The organism is Methylobacterium sp. 142-1Y (genome assembly GCF_057747795.1).
In genome coordinates this window covers 275399-291512 of sequence record NZ_JBYLEN010000002.1, presented here as the reverse complement: position 1 = coordinate 291512, position 16114 = coordinate 275399, and the positions used below count along the sequence as shown (strand labels likewise).

The 16114-nt window shown below is 65.3% G+C and carries 8 protein-coding genes and 2 pseudogenes; 3 read left to right on the top strand and 7 right to left on the bottom strand.

From position 1 onward, the window contains the following. Positions 1 to 17 precede the first annotated feature (17 nt). Positions 18 to 689 (top strand): annotated as a pseudogene (locus tag AC3AOF_RS31405) (tyrosine-type recombinase/integrase); the annotation flags it as partial. A 287-nt stretch (positions 690 to 976) separates the two neighbouring features. Here the strand turns inward: AC3AOF_RS31405 and AC3AOF_RS31400 are convergent. The 5 genes from AC3AOF_RS31400 to AC3AOF_RS31380 all read right to left on the bottom strand — a co-directional run bounded on the left by AC3AOF_RS31400 (position 977) and on the right by AC3AOF_RS31380 (position 10540). After that, a complete protein-coding gene (locus tag AC3AOF_RS31400; protein ID WP_488349413.1) occupies positions 977 to 1282 on the bottom strand; it encodes a hypothetical protein in 306 nt (101 codons plus the stop codon). Between the two features lie 75 nt (positions 1283 to 1357). Continuing rightward, positions 1358 to 2641 carry an IS66 family transposase gene (tnpC, locus tag AC3AOF_RS31395; protein WP_236993540.1) on the bottom strand — a complete coding sequence of 428 codons (1284 nt, stop codon included), beginning with the start codon at positions 2639 to 2641 and terminating at the stop codon, positions 1358 to 1360. A gap of 53 nt (positions 2642 to 2694) precedes the next feature. Further along, positions 2695 to 8721 carry a calcium-binding protein gene (locus tag AC3AOF_RS31390; protein WP_488349412.1) on the bottom strand — a complete coding sequence of 2009 codons (6027 nt, stop codon included), beginning with the start codon at positions 8719 to 8721 and terminating at the stop codon, positions 2695 to 2697. Beyond that, complete coding sequence (locus AC3AOF_RS31385; protein ID WP_488349411.1) at positions 8618 to 9301, bottom strand: hypothetical protein; 684 nt, start codon at positions 9299 to 9301, stop codon at positions 8618 to 8620. The genes AC3AOF_RS31390 and AC3AOF_RS31385 overlap by 104 nt, the downstream gene beginning before the upstream one ends. A gap of 15 nt (positions 9302 to 9316) precedes the next feature. Continuing rightward, positions 9317 to 10540, bottom strand: coding sequence for a hypothetical protein (locus tag AC3AOF_RS31380; RefSeq protein WP_488349410.1), 1224 nt, complete (start codon positions 10538 to 10540; stop codon positions 9317 to 9319). A 734-nt stretch (positions 10541 to 11274) separates the two neighbouring features. On the opposite strand from AC3AOF_RS31380, the gene AC3AOF_RS31375 reads away from it, so the two are divergent. Both AC3AOF_RS31375 and AC3AOF_RS31370 read left to right on the top strand, forming a co-directional pair. After that, positions 11275 to 11859 carry a recombinase family protein gene (locus tag AC3AOF_RS31375; protein WP_236993389.1) on the top strand — a complete coding sequence of 195 codons (585 nt, stop codon included), beginning with the start codon at positions 11275 to 11277 and terminating at the stop codon, positions 11857 to 11859. 178 nt (positions 11860 to 12037) lie between these two features. Then, positions 12038 to 12142, top strand: a pseudogene (locus tag AC3AOF_RS31370) (recombinase family protein); the annotation flags it as partial. An 82-nt stretch (positions 12143 to 12224) separates the two neighbouring features. Here AC3AOF_RS31370 and AC3AOF_RS31365 read toward each other — a convergent pair. Both AC3AOF_RS31365 and AC3AOF_RS31360 read right to left on the bottom strand, forming a co-directional pair. Beyond that, entirely contained in the window at positions 12225 to 13736 is a 1512-nt protein-coding gene (locus AC3AOF_RS31365) for an HlyD family type I secretion periplasmic adaptor subunit (RefSeq protein WP_488349409.1), read from the bottom strand. Then, positions 13733 to 15883 (bottom strand): type I secretion system permease/ATPase, encoded by a 2151-nt coding sequence (locus AC3AOF_RS31360; RefSeq protein ID WP_488349408.1) that lies wholly within the window; start codon positions 15881 to 15883, stop codon positions 13733 to 13735. Before AC3AOF_RS31360 ends, AC3AOF_RS31365 begins: the two co-directional genes overlap by 4 nt. Between the last annotated feature and the right edge of the window lie 231 nt (positions 15884 to 16114).

Genomic DNA, 16114 nt, shown 5'->3' with positions numbered 1-16114 from the left:
CATCTTCCGGATTTCGTATCATGGCCGGCATCCGCCGCAGCCACGCCCGCCCGCCACGCCAGAAGGAGGCAGTGCTCGGCGAGGACCTGCTCGCCATGGCGGCGACGCTCGAGGCCGACCTGAGGGGCCTGCGCGACGAGGCGATCCTGCTCGTCGGCTTCGCCGGGGGCCTGCGCCGCTCCGAGATCGTCGGGCTCGATTGCGGCCCGGGCCAGACGGCGGACGGCGCGGGCTGGATCGAGATCCTGGCCGAGGGGGCGCTGCTAACGGTCCGTGGCAAGACAGGCTGGCGGACGGTCGAGGTCGGGCGCGGCTCGTCGGAGCGCAGTTGCCCGGTCGTGACGCTGGAGACGTGGCTGCGGCTGGGGCGGATCGCCCACGGACCAGTATTCCGGTCGATCACCGGAGCGAAGGGCGAGGTCTCGGCGGCCCGCTTGTCCGACAAGCACGTGGTGCGGCTGGTCAAGCGCACGGCGATGGCCGCGGGCTTGCGCGGCGACCTGCCAGAGAGCGAGCGGGCGCTGGCCTTCGCGGGTCACTCGCTGCGGGCGGGCTTGGCGAGTTCTGCGGAGGTCGAGGAGGCGCTGGTGCAGCGTCAACTCGGTCACGCCTCGGCCGAGATGACAAGGCGATACCAGCGGCGGCGCGAACGCTTCCGGGTCAACCTGACCCGGGCGTCAGGGCTATAGCGCGCTGCGTATCGATTTCGACAGCTCGAGGATGCCGTTGGGGTCGGGGTGCTCTCTCTCTCGACCCTGCGCGGTCTGTGTCCCGGTTTCAGGGGCATCTCGGCAAGGGCGCCTCGGGCGCCGCGGTGCAGAACCTGCGCCTGATGCTCGATCTGGACTGAGGGGCGGGTCGTCCGAGAGGAGGTGACGGGCGCCTTATGGGGCTCCTTTCGACTGACGAGAGAAGAGCAGCGGAGGTGAGGCGGCGCTGCCCGCCTCACCTGCTTGGATGGGTCAATTCAAAAATTTCAGACGAAACTAAAATCGGCAGCTTTCAAGTTGCCGACGTCCACGTTCTGGAGCGTGACTGTGTTGTCGTTATCGAGGGTGATGACCGTGTCAGCTCCGACCTGCGCGGCATGGGCTTGGACGGCCGCGAAGCTCGAGAACGCCGAGGTCGAGAACTCGATGAAGTCGCCGCTGACGAAATCGGTAACAACATCCTTTCCGAACCCACGCTCGTAGAACGCGAAAGTGTCGGCCCCGGCGCCACCGGTCAAGATATCGTTCTGCTCCTCACCATCCAGGAAATCATTGCCGTCGTTGCCGATCAACGGTAATTACCCAGGGGGTATTTTTCGGCACGCGCGTTTTCCGCCCCCCCCTCTTTCACTTGGAGGGGGGGTTGCTCAGGCGGTGATGGTCGCGAGCAGGGTGGTGAAGGGCGTGGCCTTGGTCCGGAGGGCGGCGGTGGCGACGACGGTGCGCACGTCTGCCTCGCCTTTGGCCGCCCACATCGCCCGATAGCCGTTTGTCACCTTGCGCTGGACCACGGCCGGCCGGAGGTCGCGCTCGCAGGCGTTGTTGGTCACGTCGACCTTCCCCGGGAAGGCCACGAAGGTCAGGAGCTGGTCGCGCGCCCGCTGCATCCGGGTCTGGAGCGCTCGGGTGAGGTCGCAGGTGGCGGGCACCTTCAGGAGGGCGTCGAGATCCCCCTCCAACTCGCGCCGTTTGCGCGCCAGGGTCGAGGCGGCCAACGCGGTCAGCCGGCGGGCGAGCCCGAAGGCGTTGTCGAGCCACCACTTGAACCGCAGGGCGAGCAGGTCGTCGCTGGCTTCGGCTGCATAGGCCACGTCGCGGGCGAGGTGCGCCAGGCAGGTCTGCTGGCGCTCGCCGTGTCCCTGCTGGGCCGAGTACCGGTCCGAGAGCCACACCAAAGGCCGGTGCCCGGCCATCACCTCGCCGACGACAGCAGCAGACCGGCTCGGGGCGGCGTGATGCACCACCGCCTCCTCGCAGCGGAACACCCAGTGCCAGCTGTTGGTGCCCTCGATCCGCACCCCGGTCTCGTCCGAGGCCACCACCGGCGCCTGCCGCAGACGCGCCAGCGCCGCGTCCCGGCCCCCGGCAAAGCAGCCTTGGGCGCGCCGCAGCACGTTCATCAGCCCGCCCTGGCTGAGCTTCAGCCCGAACAGGTCCGACAACGCCGCCTGCAACCGTTCGTAGGACAGCGCCTGGAAGGTCTTCAGGTAGGTCGCCACCGCGTGCAGCCGCGACCCGAAGGGTGTCGCGTCGGCTCCCGCCGGGCGTCGGGCGGCGACCCGGGTCCGGCAGGCCGGGCAGGTCACGCACAGGCGCCGGTGCTGCTCCACCACCGGGCGAACCAGCGGCAGGTCGATCCGCTCGTGCACGCTGACGACCTCGGCCGGAAGGTCGGCCGGCAGTGGTTCGCCGCACGACGAGCAGGCGCAGGGCCGATGCTCCACCACCTGATCCGGATCCGGGGTCAGCGCCCGCTTGTGGCCCTCATGCCCGGGCTTGGCCCCGCCGGGACGGGACTTCTCCCGCCTCTCCTTGCGATCCGTGGCCGGCGGCTTGGACGAGGTGCGCGAGGTCTTCTCCGGCCGGTGCAGCTTCAGCACCAGCTCGATCAGTTCCTCCTTGCTCAGGCGCTCCAAATCGCTGCGGCTCATCCCGACAGGGAATCAGCCAAACCATCAGACGGCAAGGGGGGGCGACATGACACCTAAGCCGCGACCGAGCCGCCCGTCACGGCACCCCCCTGGGTAATTACGATCAACGTGTCGTTCCCGCCACCGCCATAGACCCATTCGGCTGAGTCGCTGCCGACGAAGCGATCATCGTAGGCTGCACTCAGCTGGAAGGCTTCGATCGTCGCGAAAATGTCTCCAGCCGCATCGCCACTGCTGTTAACCATTGTCAAACGATCGATGATTACAGCCGCGCCCGACGAGAAGTAACTTGCCGTATCGTAGCCGTTGCCCCCCGTCAGCGCATCCGAGCCCGAGCCTCCGATCAGCCAGTCATCGCCATCGTTGCCGATCAGCGTGTCATTCCCGCCATTCCCGTAGATAAACTCACTAGCCGAGGATCCGACGAAGCGATCATCATACTGGGACAGATGGAAGCGTTCGATGCTAACGAAAGTATCGCCTTCAGCGTCACCGGCGCTGTTGCCTGCGGTGACGCGGTCGATCGTGACTGCCACCCAAGCGCCGGTATAGTCGGCAGTGTCGAAGCCGTCCTGGCCGTCGAGGCTGTCAGCTCCCGCCCCCCCGGCGAGCCAGTCGTCGCCTGCGCCGCCCAGGAGTGTGTCGTTGCCGTCCTGGGCGAAGACGTAGTCGATGGCAGCCCCACCCACGAAGCGATCGGCGTAGGCCGAGAGCCCCCATTGTTCGATGGAGGAGAACGTATCGCCGGTGGCGTCTCCGGTGTTGTTGGCGGGTGTCGGCAGGTCGACGACGATCGCCGCGTCCGAGGCACTGTAGTCGACGGTATCGAAGCCGTCTCCGCCGTCATGGCTGTCGGCACCGGCTCCTCCGTAGAAGACGTCGTTGCCGCCCAATCCCCGGTAGGTGTCGTCGCCGTCCCCACCGGTGAGCCTGTCGTTTCCGGCGCCTCCCGTCAGCATGTTCGCCAGGGTGCTGCCGGTCCCCGTGAATACGTCGGTCCCGAGATACACGAGGTTCTCGACGTTGGAGCCGAGCGTGTAGCTGGCAAGGGTGGTCCGGATCTCATCGGTCCCGGCGCCTGCGGCCTCGGACACGATGTCGGCGGCCGAGTCGACGACGTAGACGTCGTTCCCTTCGCCGCCAGCCATCGTGTCATCTCCGGCTCCTCCGTCGAGGAGGTCATCGCCGCCCTCGCCGTTCAGTTCGTCGCCGCCAGCCTCGCCGTAGAGCAGGTCGTCGCCGTCGCGACCCCAGATGACATCGTTCCCGGCAAGGCCGCGGATCGTATCCGCCGCCGCCGTGCCGTAGAGGGTATCGGCACCAGCGGTGCCGCTGATGACCGGCTCGTCCGCGCCGACGACCGTGAGGGTCAAGCCGGCAGTTGACTGGGCTCCCGCCGCATCCTGAACCACGTAGTCGACGACGATGGTCGCGGTTTGTCCGGAGGAGAGGAGATCGAACAGTGTGCCGGGATGGAAAGCCAGCTTGCCGTTCTGGATGGAGAAGGCGGTCTGCGCCGAGGCGAGCGACAGGCCACCCGGCACCCCGTCGACGCTCCGCACGGCGAAGGAGGCGAGGCTCAGGCTGTCGCCATGATCGACATCGGCGTCGTTGGCCAGCAGGTCGAAGACCTTCACCTCGTTCTCACCGGCGCTGCCGGCATCGGCGACGGCGATGGGCGCGTCGTTGACGGCCGCGATCGTCACCTGAACGGTCTGCTCTGCGATGCCGCCTCTGGCGTCCGAGACGACGACCGTGAAGGCATCGCTCCCGTTGGCATCGGCGAGCGGGGTGTAGGTGAAGGCGCCGCCTGTGCCGAACGAGACCAAGCCCCTGGCGGGTTCGCCCCCCTGCTTGACCGCGTAGGTCAGCGCGTCGCCGTCGACGTCCGATGCGGTGATGCGCGCGGTGGCCGCTTGATCCTCCACGACCTGTAGAGAGAAGGTCGCCGCCAGATCGGGCGCGTGGTTCGCGGCACCGCTGGCCTCGATGGTGATGCTCACGGCCTTGGCAGCGCTCTGCGCCACCCCATCGTCGACGGAGTAGGAGAAGGAGGCCGACCCCGAGAAATTCGTGGACGGCGTGAAGACGTAGGCGCCGCCTTCGTCGACGACGACCGTGCCGCCGACTTCCGATCCGGCGACGAGCCTGTATCGCAGGACGTCGAAATCGCCGTCGAACGCTGCGAGGAGCTGGCCATAGATCGGTGCATTGTGGAGCCCCGCAGCCGTTTCAGGCTCGCCCGCTGCGACCGGAGCGTCGTTGCTCTCGGCAACGTCGATCAGGACCTCGGCGGTTGCCGCGCCGCCTTGTCCGTCCGAGACCTCGACGGTGAAGCGTGCCTGGCCGGAGAATTCGGCGTCCGGTCGGAACGTGACCGATCCGTCGGGATCGAGTTCCACGGATCCGTTGACGGCGTCGAACACCGACGCGATCCGAAGTTTGTCGCCGTCGGCGTCGGCAGCATGCGCCAGAAGATCCGCGGCCGGGATCCTCAGGACCGCGTCTTCGACCATGGTCAGCTGGACACCGGCGGCGGTCGGCAGGGCGTTGTCGGAGATCGCACCGGACGAGGCGTCGATGGCGGCGCGATCCCAGACGAGGCCGTTCGCGAACGCGATCTGCCCGACCCCGAAGGCGCGGTACCCCGCATCGACGAATTGCCGGCTGACGACGATCGTCTCCCCGGTCTCGGCGACGCGCATCACGAGGTCGCCGGACGTCCGGTGGCCGAAGGTCAGGTCGTCGGGATCCAGATCGGTGAAGCGGATCGTGTTCTCGGACGCGTCATTGGCCTCGTCCTCAATGATGTCGCTGCCCTCGCCACGTGCATACACGTAGACGTCGTCGCCCTTACCTCCCGACAAGGCGTCGTTGCCGGCGCCGCCCGACAGGACATCGTCGCCCACGGTCCCATAGATCGTGTCGTCGCTGGCTGTCTGCGCGGCCGCGAGCAGCGTCGCCCTGATCTCGCCGGCGGTCAGAACCGTGCCGTCCGCGAACACGAACCGCTCGATGCCCTGTGCTGGCGCGGCGAGCTGTCCCTCGAGGAAGATCGCGTCGCGCCCGCCCGCGATCGACAGGACGACCGTGTCGCCGCCGCCGGGCCCTCGCCGGAACGAGATGTCGGACCGCGCGATGCCGTCATCGAAGCGGATCTCGTCGACATCGGTGTTCTGGCCGTAATCGATGATGGTATCCACCCCATCGCCGCGGGCGAAGCGATAGATGTCGGAGCCGAGGCTGCCGTCCAGGCGGTCGTCGCCCGCTTCACCCCTGAACTCGTCGTTCCCGCCGGCGCCGTAGAGCTGATCGGCTGCTGCCGAGCCCGTCAACTCGTCTCCGGATGCCGTGCCCTGCACGATCTCGATCCCGGTCACGGAATCCGTTCCGATCGATAAACCGGTTGCAGTCCCGTTCGTGAGGTCCACGACGACGCGGTAGCCAATTCCCGAGTAATCGAGGGTGTCGATGCCCGCTCCCCCGTCGATCTGATCGTCGCCATCGGAATTCTCGGCCACGAACCTGTCGGATCCGTCGCCCCCGAACATCCGATCCGCGCCGGCCCCGCCGACGAGTCGATCGTTGCCTTGCAGGCCCAGGAGCAGGTCGTCACCCGCCAATCCGCTGAGGGCGTTGTCGCCGAAGTCACCCGTCAGGGTGTCGGGGTCGCCGGTGCCCGTCACCGCATAGGTGGGCGTGAAGACGCCGGAGCGGGATTGCATCTCCGCCCGATCCCAGATCGTTCCATCGCCGAAGGCGATCTGCTCGATGCCGCGCTGTGCCGCCCAACTCCTCAGCACCGCCTCGAACTGGCCGACGATGCGGATCGTCTCACCCGAGTCGGCCAGGGTGACGACGAGAGTGTCGTTCTCGAAGCCCAGGCGGACTTGGTCGGGCGTGATGCCGGCGAGGGAGAGAACGTCGAGTTCCTCTTCGTCGGTGCCGCTGTCCTGGATGACGTCGTTGCCGTCGCCGACCGCGAATTCGTACGTATCGGCCCCGGCGCCGCCGTCCTGGACATCAGCCCCGCTGCCGCCGACCAGTCGATCGTCGCCCAGGCCGCCCTGCTGCTCGTCGTCGCCGGCCTCACCGAGGAGAACGTCGTCTCCGCCGGCCCCGTACTGGTAGTCGTCGTCGGTCGTTCCGACGAGCGTGTCGTCGCCGGATCTCCGTGCAGCGGACCGCATCGCTCCCTCGTCGGAGGCGAGGCTGTAGGGAGCCATTCTTTGCAGGTCCGAGGCACCGTCCTCGCCTGTCTGCATGTTGCCGGATTTCGGCAGCACGCCGTACTCGTAATTGTTGGTGACCTTGCGCCTCAGGTCATCGGTCTCGGCGAACGGCTGAGCCCTCATGCCGAGTTGGCCAGACCGCCAGCCGAGGACATCTACAGTGACGGTATGCCCAGCCTTTCCGACATCCATGATCTCAAGACGGAGCGTCTGTCCACCGGCGCCGCCTTCTATGGTCGCTTTGTAGCTCAGAGGATAAATATTCCCGTCCGGGAAATTGAGCTCGCTGCGATATCTGCCCCATGTCCAGGCAGCATTGCCTTCAGTTGGTGCGATGCCGCCGAGGATCGGAATGCCTTTCTCGAGGAGCGAAAGGTCGTATCTGATGTCGCGCAGGGAGACCGACCTAGTCGACCGGATTGCACTTGCACGGACAAACAGCCGATCCGTGCTGTCGGCGCCGACGATCGTGATCTTGTCGGCCTTCGCATCTACGACGAAGATATCGGCGCCGTCGCCGCCATGGTAGACGGCGTCGCCTGCGCCACCGTCGAGGACGTCTCTCCCGGCTTCTCCGACGAGGATGTCCTTGCCCTTGCCGCCGAACAATTTGTCGGCTCCGGCGCCGCCCAGGATGATGTCGTCCTTCGACGAGCCGGTGATCTCGTCGCTTCCCTTGCCGCCGACGATTAGCTGGTTCAGCTTGGACAGCGTGTCACCGGAGGATCCGGCGGCGTACTCGAACGGCTCCTCGCTACTTCCCGCCTGGGCGACGACGACCTTCCAGGGCAGCCCCTTCGCGTTCGGACCGAAGACCTCTTCGGTCGTGATGTCGAGAGCCTTCTCGACAACCTGGGTTCCGCCGCCCTTGATCAGGGCGTTCCAGACGACGCGGTTGATGTCGCCGACCCCATAGGCGAGGCCGTCCTTGTCCATGAAGTCCTTGCCCGTGGCCTCTATGTCCTCGACATTCACCACGACCTTCGTTTGCAACCCGGTTTTGAAGAAATCAGTTCGCTCCTCACCGGAGAAGTTCAGATCAATATTGCCAATCTTCTGCTTGATCTCGTCGATGGTCGAAGTATTCGCGACGACATCGCGCATGACGCCAAGCACCAGCTTCGAGAGGCCGCCATAGAGGGAGGGTTGGGTCGGCCTGCCGCCGCGCCCCTCGCTCACTGCCCCGGTCGCCATCGTCTCGCTGACCAGGCGATGGAACGCTGCGTAGAGATCCGTGTCCGTGCTGATCGACTTGAAGAAGGCCCGCTGGAGGACGGATGGGTCCGGTCCGGCCGCGGCCACGCGGCTCGTCGTCGAGATGGAGGGATCGTCGCCGCGGGCCTTCGTCGGCGCTCCGGCGATCCCGGCCTTGTCGCCGATGAAGATATCCCGGAGAATTGCGTCGTCCTTCAGGAGTTTTGTGAAGCTCTTCGACAAGTCCGCGGCCTCGCTGCGCGCCGCCAGTGCGAAGAACGTGGGATTGTGGAGTGCCACTGCACGGTAAATTCCGAAATATTCCAGTGGACTCAGGCTTAATGCCCCTGCGTCGAACGTCGGCCGCGACTCGCTGAAATGCTTCGCTCCAGCCAGCCCCATGGCGGCAAGGGTCAGTCCATATCTCAGGACCTCGTCCTTGACGAAATACGTATTTGTCAAAGCGATGTTCGCTTCGTATCGGGAGAGATTGTTTTGGTAATGAGTCTTGTACTCCCTCCAGATCGAGGTGTCGTATTTCCTGACGATCTCAAGATCGATGAGATTCGGGTTCGTCGCCTCCTCCGAGACGCGGAGGAAGCCTCCATTCCCGTCGCTCGTCTGCTCGAGGGCTCGTGCCGCCGCGAGGTACATGAGCTCCGTTCGGAAAGGTGCCGGGTCGATCAGGACGCCGCGAACGCCGTAGACCGCTGAGGCGAGGCCAGCGAGGCCGCCCCCGAGCGACGACCGTGACATTCTCCAGCGACCCCACCTTCGCTTTCAGCAGCTCCATCAGGTTCATCACGTCCTGGGCCTGCGTCCCGGCCGGCATCACGCCCTGCCCGAGCGAGCGATCGGCGACGATGTCCAGGTAATCGTGCTTCGGACCGCTCGTCCTGGTTGTAAACATGTCCCAGATTGTCGTCTTATCGACGGCCGCGAGATCCGTCCCGCGAAAGACGACGATAGGACCGGTGTCGCCTTCCACGATCGCGGCCGTGAAGCCTGTCGCGGCATTGTAGATGAAGCCGTCTTTCGCCGACCTCTGAAAGCCATACCGTTCAGCTGCGGCGCGATCTATTTGGACAATTTCATCATATCCCAATTCGCCCAGGCCGAATCCCTGGTCCGCCGTGTCGCGGTGATAGACCCAGTCCGCGAGCCCGGCGTACCGCGACAACTGGTCGGACGGAACGCCAGCGCCAGATTTGGAGATGTCGGTAACTGCACTCATGAGGATAAAGCTCCACTAAGGGGTATAATTGAAGAAGGCGTAGTCATCTCGCTCGAAAACGATCCAGCTACCGCTGCAGCCCCATGACCGGACCCGGACCGGCATCGCGCCGAGACGGCATGTCCGGCGCCCTTCCATGGCGAACCTCTCGGGCGGGCGCTTCAGCAGGGCCTCGACGAGGGCGGGCGGGGCATCGCTGTCGCAATAGACGAAGCCGCGCAGCGACGGCATCTCGTCGACGAGAGCGTCGTGAGAGAAGGCTTCCGCACGCTGCGGGTCCTGCCCCAGGCCCCGCAGCGCTTCGTTGGACAGGACCGGAAACACGGTGTCGTCCGAGGCAGGACCGGCCGAGCGACGGTCGCGATCGTAGCTCTCCAGCCGGGGTCCCTTCGGATCGTTGACGGCTTTTATCTTCAGGTCGTACTCGACCGCTCTCGGCGGCTGCCAGCGCTCCGGCCGATCCGCCGGCCACAGGGCGCGCACCGTGTCGCGCAGCGCCTCCGGCAACCGGATCCGGCGGACGCCCCGGCAGGTGGGCGGGCCCGCATAGCGCCAGGCCTTCTCGGGATGGGCGATATACTCGGCCGTGACCGGGATGTGCCGTCCCAGGAAGAGGTTGTTCGTGCCGGACATGCTCCCGGAGAGATCGGGCGGCAGGAGGCTCTTCGGCCCGGTCTGCAAGAACCGATCGAAGTCCTGCGCGGTCGCCGCCGCCACGCGGGCGCCGCGAAAGCCGAGCCGCGCGATCGGGTTGGCGTAGGCGTCCTGGTTGACGTAGCCGAGCCCGTGGGACAGGTCGTCGGCCCGATCGTACCAGACGACCAGGGGCAGCCAGTCCTTCGGAACGCGGCCATTCGCGGTCGTAGCGCCCGAACACGGATCCGGAATGCCGCGGGCACCGACCGTCCGCACCGTGACGGCATGGCCGCCCGGCAGCGGGACGGCGAAGAGGTAGGCGGACATGCCGAGCGTCTCGCTTGTCCCACCGAGGGCTCTCGACTGGGTGCGGTGCTGCTGGCAGGCGACCACGATGTCGATCGTGAGCGGGGCCTTTTCGAATTCGAGTTCTGCCACGAAGCGGAAATAGACAGGTTCGGTTTTGAACCGGCCGACATCGGCCCGTGCGCCGGCCCCGAGGCAGACGGCACCGGCAAGACTTCCCATGGCAATGGCAGCGCGCATCGCGCTAACAAGTTTTTTTATCGGCGATACATGTTTTTTATCGGCGATACATGCCAACCCGCCAAATGGTCGCTCGACATATGCATGATATTAGTTGAAAATATTTCAAGTTTTACAAACAAATGCGACGCGGATTTGGCAAAAACCATTTGAATTCGTGATTTAATGCGCGAATCAATCACCGAAGCCACCAATCACGAATGTTTCTATCGCGTATTTGATTGTAAGGCACGGTTACAAACTTGACCACACGCCTGGCGTGTGGCCTTCGTTTTATTTCAAGCGCTTGACGCTCAAGCCTCGGAAGGATAACGAACAAATAACAAAGTAACATAATTTGATGTTGATGATGCTGATGATGCGGTTGTGGCGAGAACGTTACGTGCGTCAATCATGATGCTGCGTGGCCTTCCGTTCGCGTCGTGACTAGGGAATTTAGCGGACTGCCTGAGAGATTTCAGATTTAAAAAGCGATTTAATTTTTTGCCCAGTTATTAAAATTTGATGCATATGTTATATTCGATGTTATATTGGATTTTGTTCGATATTTCAAGTGAAAGCGGTAAAATGCACGGAAGATGCCTCGACAAGGTCGCCTCCGGCGAGGTTCGCGAAAGAGGCCATGATGGCAGTGTCCGTCACGGGCCTGCCAGACCAGCGGCTGTTGCCCGCTAGACCTGTCCGGAACCGACCGGTTCTGGACAGGGCGCCCTACCCTGTTCAAAATCTAGCTTCTGCGTATTCCGGACAGGTGTTCATTTCTGGTCAGGGTTTCCGGACAAATCCACCTCATGCCGCGCACCTTCGCCTACCTCCGCGTCTCGACCCCCGGCCAGACCACCGACAACCAGCTCACCGAGATCCAGGCCGCCGGGTTCACCATCGAGCCGCGCCGCCTCGTGACCGAGACCGTGTCAGGATCCACCGCAGTCGGGCAGCGCCGCGGGTTCGCCCGCCTGCTCGATCGGCTCGAAGCGGGCGACGTCCTCATCGTGACCAAGCTCGACCGGCTCGGCCGCAACGCCATGGACGTGGGTGCGACCGTGGCTAGGCTCGACGAGCTCGGGGTGCGGGTCCACTGCCTGGCGCTGGGTGGGGTCGACCTGACGAGTTCGACGGGCAAGCTGACCATGGCCGTGATCAACGCGGTCGCGGAGTTCGAGCGCGATCTCCTGATCGAGCGGACTCAGGCTGGCTTGAGCCGGGCGCGGGCGGAAGGCCGGCGGCTTGGCCGGCCAGCCAGTCTTACCGGCGAGCAGCGCGCGGAGGTCGCCCGCCAACTCGGGGAAGGTGCGAGCGTGTCGGCCCTGGCGCGGAGCTTCAAGACCAGCCGGCAGACCATCCTGCGGATCAGGGACGCAACCGGGCTGCCCTGACTGCCTCCGCATCCCGCCAGCAACGCGGGATCAGGATCAGCTATCAAGCCCTGAAGAAAAACTGCCATTTATCGCTGAAGGTCACAGCCACGCCTCGGCTGCCAACGTGAAACTTGCCCGACAAACCCTATCGGATTGATCAAATGTGCGAAAGCATGGGTCGAGAGATTTTCCGTATATGATGGTTGGGTACATGCGGGCCTCGACGGCCGACGAGCGCCAATCGGTCGACCTGCAGCGCGACGCACTGACGGCCTCCGGCGTCGATGACCGGCCCCTCTACCTGGTTTCATACGCCCTTATGTGAGGGACCATCGACGAACCATTTCAGGATTAATCCAGGATGGTTCGCCGATACGCCACCTTCACCGTTCGTGCCCGGCCGTCGAGGTGGTCTCCCGCACCGGCGACAGCAGGTAGTCGATCACCCGTCGCCGCCCGGTGCGGATCTCGATCGTCGCGGTCATGCCGGGGGTGAGCGCTACCTCCTTGCCGTCGGCCATGATGGTGGTCCTGGACAGCGCCACCGTCACCGGGAAGATCAGGTTCTGGGTCTTGGGCATCCCCGTCACCGGGTTGAGGCCCTGGCCCCGCGCCACCGAGAGCGCGTCGCTGCCGCCGCTCGCCTCGCGGTCGTCGATCGCGTCGCGCGATACCCGCACGACACGCCCCTCGATCGAGCCGTAGCGGGTGAACGGGAAGGCGTCGATCTTCACCACCGCCTCCTGGTCGGGCATGACGAAGCCGATATCCTTGTTCTGGACCTGGGCCTCGACCTCGATCGGCCCGTCCGTCGGCACCACCACCATCAGCGGCTGGCCCGCCGTCACCACCTGGCCGAGCGTCGTCACGGCGAGCTGCTGCACCGTGCCGGAGATCGGCACCTTGAGCGCCGTGCGCTCGCGCTTGAGCTGCGCCTTCACCACGTCCTGCACCAGGGCGTCGCGCTTCTGTGCCGCTTCGGTCAGCGCCTGGTACTGGCGCGCCACGGTCTCGCTGGTGAGCTGGGTGATGCGGCGCTGGAGCGAGACGGCGCCGGCCTTGGCCTCGGTCAGCTGTCCGCGGTCATACGCGAGGTCGGCCGCCACCTGCTCGACCTGCTGCACCGCGTCGATCACCGCCGCCCGGGTGCCGGCGGATTTGGCGACCAGGGTCTCGCGCATGTCGGCGCGCTCCCTCAACACCGCCTGGAGGCGCATCCGGGCCGCGATGCTGGCGGTGAAGCGCTCCTGCGTCGCGACCTTCTCGGCGAGCTGCGCCTCGAACGCCTCGCGGGTCGTGATGTACTGTCCGATCTCGGCCAGCATCGCGCCCTCCTCGCGGGCGCGTACCGCCGGCGGCACCGCGGCCGGGAAATCCACCGTGGCGGTGGGCTGGTTCTTATCCACCGCCTCGATCGTGGCGCGCCGCCGGGCGATCTGGGCCTCCAACGCCGCGAGGTCGCCCTGGCGCGAGGACAGGTCGGCCTCGGCCTCGGTCGGCTCCAGGGTCAGGAGCACGTCGCCGGCCTGGACCCGGCTGCCGTTCTCGACCGCGATGGTCTGGACCTTGCCGGTGTCGAAGGGCTGCACGACCTTCGAGCGGCCGGAGGGCTGGATGCGGGCGGTCGCCACCGCGTGGATGTCGATCTGGGCGAAGATGCTCCAGACGAGCGCCGCCCCGAACATCAGGCACATGACCCAGGTGAACACCACCGCGTAGGGAGAGGGCGGGGTGTCGAGGATCTCGAGATGCGCCGGCAGGAATTCCTGGTCGGAGCGATCGTCGGCGAGCCGCCGCACGCGGTCGCTGAGCCCGCGCGGGCTGAAGCGGGCCGGCGGCGGGGGCTGGCGCCGCGGCGTCGGCAGGTTGGCGGCGGGTTGCGGGTTGGCGCTCACGCGGCCTCTCCCTGGGCGTTGCCGTGGTCGGATTGCAGGCGCCAGAGGCGGCCGTAGAGCGAGGCCGGCCGCTCGACGAGTTCACGGTGGGTGCCGTCCTCGACGATGCGCCCCTCCTGCACCGCGATGATGCGGTCGCAGATCCGCACCGCCGCGAGGCGGTGGGCGATGATGATGACGGTCCGCCCGCGCACGATGTGCTTCATGTTCTCCTGGATGATCCGCTCGCTCTCGTAGTCGAGGGCCGAGGTCGCCTCGTCCAGGATCAGGATGCGCGGGTTGGTGGCGAGCGCCCGCGCGATGGCGAGCCGCTGGCGCTGACCGCCCGAGAGATTGGCGCCGCGCTCCTCGATCGGCGTGTCGTAGCCGAGCGGCAGCCGGTTGATGAACTCGTCGGCGCCGGCGAGACGGGCCACCTGCATCACCTGCGCCCGCGACAGGCCGGGATTGGCGAGCGCGATGTTCTCGAACACCGTCTTGTTGAACAGGAGGTTCTCCTGGAGCACGACGCCGATCTGGCGCCGCAGCCAGGCCGGATCGACCTGGGCGATATCGACGCCGTCGACCAGCACCTGGCCCTTCTCCGGCACGTAGAGGCGCTGGAGCAGCTTGGTGAAGGTCGACTTGCCCGATCCCGAGGGCCCGACGATGCCGATGACCTGGCCGGCCGGGATGTCGAGGCTGACGTCCTTCAGGACCTCCGGGGTGCCGGGCTGGTAGCGGAACGACACGCCCCGCACCGTGACCTGGCCCTTGGCCGGCGGCAGGTGGGCCTGGGCGAGCGCCCGGGTCTCCGGCGGGCAGTTGAGCACGTCGGCGAGGCGCTCCAGCGACACCTTGACCTGCTGGAAGTCCTGCCAGAGCTGGGACAGGCGCAGGATCGGGGCGGTCACCTGCCCCATGATCATGTTGAAGGCGATCAGGCTGCCGACGGTCAACTCGCCGTTCATCACCGCGTAGGCGCCGAAGAACAGCACGAGCGCGGTCGTGACCTTGGAGATGTACTGGATCGCGTTCTGGCCGATGCTGGCGATGAGGCCGGCGACGAACGAGGTCTTGACGTAGGCGGCGAGCCGCTCGTCCCACTGGCTCTTGAGCGTGGGTTCGACGGCGAGCGCCTTGATGGTGTGGATGCCGACCACCGACTCGATCAGGAACTGGCTCGACAGGGCCGAGCGGTTGAAGCGCTCGAGCGTCTTGTCGCGCAGGATCGGCCGCAGCAGCACCGCCACCAGGATGTAGCAGGGGATCGACAGGGTGACGATCAGCGCGAGCAGCGGCGAATAGAAGTACAGGATGGCGAGGAAGAGCAGGGTGAAGGGGACGTCGATCGCCGAGGTGAGCGCCTGGCCGGTGAGGAAGTTGCGCACCGTCTCCAGTTCGCGCACGCGGGCGACGGTCTGGCCGGCGGGCCTGGTCTCGAAATAGCCGAGCGGCAGGCGCATCAGGTGGTCGAACAGCCGCGCGCCGAGCTCGACGTCGATCCGGCTCGCCGTATGGGTGAGGATATAGCCGCGCAAGTATTGCAGCACGACGTGGAACAGGCCGAGCACCACGAGGCCGACCGCGACCAGCGTCAGGGTCGAGTAGCCGCGGTGGACCAGCACCTTGTCGATGGTGATCTGGAAGAAGATCGGGGTGATGAGGGCGCAGAGCTGGATGAACAGCGAGGCGACGAGCACGGTGGCGAGCGGCTTGCGGTAGCGCCAGATCGACGGGACGAACCAGGACAGGCCGAAATGGTGGAGCGCGGTCTGGAGGTTGGCTCGGCGCGCCACGAGCACGATAGTGCCGGTCCAGCGGGCTAAGAAGGCCTCGGCCTCGACGTGGTCGGCGGTGCGGGCGACCGGATCGATGATGCGGAGCTTGCCGTCCTCGAAGCGGCGGCCGAGGACGACGAAGCGCCCGTCCTCGACCTCCAGGATCGCCGGGAGCGGGATGCCGTCGAGGCGGGCCGGCTTCTGGTTCTGGAGCAGGCGGCCCTTGAGGCCGAGGCGGCGGGCACCGCGGACGATGTCGGTGGCGCTCATCACGGTCTGGCCGAAGCCGAGATCATGGCGGACCTGGGCCGGCTCGCACGGGATCTGATGGAACGAGGCGACGAGGGCCAGCGCACCGAGGCCTGTATCAGGTACTGCTACTGACACGTTGGCTTGGTCTTGCACTATCAATAAAACCTCCCTGTGATTTATATTTTATATATCTTTTATTTTTACCACAATATTTTCCGTAATATATACATATATATAAATAAATACAACATTCAATTATCTAATTTAATTGATTAGATCTAACATTTTTATATAGTTTGTTATATATAGACCTTTTTATATATAGATAAAACTATTGACATGAATAAAATTTAGTAATTTCATAGT

Bases quoted from the DNA above. Each gene is read 5' to 3' on its own strand.
- tnpC (WP_236993540.1), bottom strand. From the start codon at position 2,641: ATGAGCCGCAGCGATTTGGAGCGCCTGAGCAAGGAGGAACTGATCGAG.
- AC3AOF_RS31385 (WP_488349411.1), bottom strand. From the start codon at position 9,301: ATGAGTGCAGTTACCGACATCTCCAAATCTGGCGCTGGCGTTCCGTCC.
- AC3AOF_RS31375 (WP_236993389.1), top strand. From the start codon at position 11,275: ATGCCGCGCACCTTCGCCTACCTCCGCGTCTCGACCCCCGGCCAGACC.
- AC3AOF_RS31390 (WP_488349412.1), bottom strand. From the start codon at position 8,721: ATGTACCTCGCGGCGGCACGAGCCCTCGAGCAGACGAGCGACGGGAAT.